This window comes from Sphingomonas sp. (assembly GCF_031361285.1).
Taxonomy (GTDB): domain Bacteria; phylum Pseudomonadota; class Alphaproteobacteria; order Sphingomonadales; family Sphingomonadaceae; genus Sphingomicrobium.
On sequence record NZ_JANMCO010000007.1, the window covers coordinates 1 to 1,695 of the forward strand.

Annotated in this window: 2 protein-coding genes and 1 pseudogene; all 3 read left to right on the top strand. The window is 61.9% G+C overall.

Annotated features, from left to right (window positions below; translation table 11 throughout):
• Positions 1 to 188, top strand: a pseudogene (locus RMO25_RS00225) (1-deoxy-D-xylulose-5-phosphate reductoisomerase); the annotation flags it as partial.
• Positions 188 to 1,318, top strand: a complete 1,131-nt coding sequence (locus tag RMO25_RS00230; protein WP_309660592.1) for a M50 family metallopeptidase — start codon at positions 188 to 190, stop codon at positions 1,316 to 1,318. The pseudogene RMO25_RS00225 and the gene RMO25_RS00230, both read left to right, overlap by 1 nt.
• A 78-nt stretch (positions 1,319 to 1,396) precedes the next feature.
• On the top strand, positions 1,397 to 1,695 hold a 299-nt coding region (locus RMO25_RS00235), incomplete at its 3' end, for a hypothetical protein (protein ID WP_309660593.1).

Here is a 1,695-nt window from a genome sequence, read left to right on the forward strand (position 1 = left end):
CCGCCAATGAGATTGCGGTGGCGAGCTTCCTTGCCGGGCAAATTGGCTTTACGGAGATCGCCAGCCTGGTCGAGCAAGCGCTTGAGCGGGCCATCGCGGGGGCCCCGAGCTCGATCGAGGAGGTGATCCAGGTCGATCTCGAGACGCGAAAAGCCGTTACCCAACTGATCAAGGCCCGTTGCCACTAATGCTCCAACAACCGTCTCTCTGGATCATCCTCCTCGCGTTCATCTGCGTCATCGGGCCGCTCATCTTCATCCATGAGCTGGGCCACTATCTCGTCGCCAAGCTGTTCGGGGTCGGCGCCGAGGAATTTTCGATCGGCTTCGGACGCGAGATTGTCGGTTGGACCGACCGCAGCGGCACGCGGTGGAAGGTCGGCTGGCTGCCGCTCGGTGGGTTTGTCCGCTTCGTTGGCGACATGAATCCAGCCAGCGCACCAGCAAATCTCGAAAACATTCCGGAGGAACTCCGTTCTCGCAGCATGCATCTGAAGCCAGTTTGGCAACGGTTCTTGATTGTGCTCGCGGGGCCCGCGGCCAACTTTCTGCTCGCGATTCTGATCTTCGCCGCATTTTTCGCGACATTCGGAATGCCACTCACTCCCAATGTTGTTGCCTCCACTCTACGCGGAGGTGCGGCCGAGGCTGCGGGCATTCAGCCAGGCGATCGCATTACGTCGATCGCCGGTCGGAGCACATCGACATTCGAAGAAATTTACAGGGTCGTCGTGTTCCGGCCGGGTGAGCAGGTCAAGCTGCAGGTCGAACGCGACGGCAAGCAACTCACACTGCCAGCGAGGATTGCCGTCGACGAACAGAAGGACCGGTTTGGCCAGCGGTTCCGCATTGGACTGCTCGGCATTAACTCCGGGCCGTACAAGTTCGCCCGGGTCCCTCCGGGCCAGCTAATTCCGCGCTCGGTAGCCTTGACTGTCTCTCTGACCCGGTCGGCGATTGATGGGCTGTGGCAAATTATTTCGGGCCGTCGATCGATTAAGGAGCTCGGCGGTCCGCTCAAAATCGCTCAGATCGCCGGACAGCAGGCAACTCTCGGCCCATATGAGTTCATCCAGCTGCTCGCGGTGATCTCAATTAATCTGGGATTCATCAACTTGTTGCCAGTCCCGGTGCTTGATGGTGGTCACCTGTTCTTCTACGCTATCGAGGCGGTTCGACGGCGGCCGGTCAGCCTGCAGGCGCAGGACTGGGCGTTCCGCGGCGGGCTGGCGCTCGTCTTTGTCTTCTTGCTCACTGTGACCTTCAACGATCTCGGCTCCTTCGGTCTTTGGGACCGGCTAGGGCGCTTGATTGGCTAGGTTGCTTGAGGCAGGGCGAGGCGAGAATTTTGCGGGTTCGCTAGCCGAACGCGATAATTCACTAAAAGCGGGGAACGCGTGATTTCAGGAATCAAGATTATCGGCAAGCGCACGGGTGCAACGCTCCTCGTCGGCACCATCCTCGGCGCCTGGTCCGGACCGCTCTTCGCGCAGGCCGCGCCGCCACCCCCGCCAGCCGCCCCGGCAACCACCGCCCCGGCAACCGCCCCGGCAACCACGCCGGCGACCATCGCGGCGCCAACTCCGGGCCCGCTGTCCGGGCAGATCCGGTCGATTGCCGTGCGCGGCAGCGAACGTCTCGAGCCGGAGACGGTGCGCGCCTACGCCAATCTCTCACCTGGCCAGACCTACACGCC